Raw genomic sequence first — 388 nt, 5'->3', positions numbered from 1 at the left:
CATAGAGTGACCACTAAATCTAAAAAATTCAGACTGTTTATGTGGGTTAATTGTATTGGCAGCTGGATCTTTGTTATCGCATCATGCTTTTCCCTATTGGTGGAATGGCTGGAGACTATAGGTTAATCATTCACTGAAGCTGTACACCGATGAAAGTGGCAAGCAACAAGTCGTTGGTATAAAAACGGGGGAAGGAAGTGCATACGGTGATCGTGTAGCGAAGCGTAAGGCAGTGCAGCAAGGGCAACACTTTATTGCTGAGTTGGATAATGATATCACCATTACCTGGACACCTGACGGCTCAACGGATGTACTCACACCTGATACCGTCCTCCCCGAGAATGACCAAGTGGATGTTCACAATATCTTGGTTCACCCAATTGAAGAG

1 pseudogene is annotated in these 388 nt (G+C 44.6%); it reads left to right on the top strand.

The window, feature by feature from the left end:
* Positions 1–139 precede the first annotated feature (139 nt).
* A pseudogene (locus QTN94_RS20560) lies at positions 140–388 on the top strand (S-type pyocin domain-containing protein); the annotation flags it as partial.

The organism is Vibrio sp. M250220, from assembly GCF_036533795.1.
GTDB lineage: Bacteria > Pseudomonadota > Gammaproteobacteria > Enterobacterales > Vibrionaceae > Vibrio.
The sequence above is the reverse complement of the archived record's forward strand: the minus strand, read 5'-3'. Positions and strand labels throughout refer to the sequence as shown.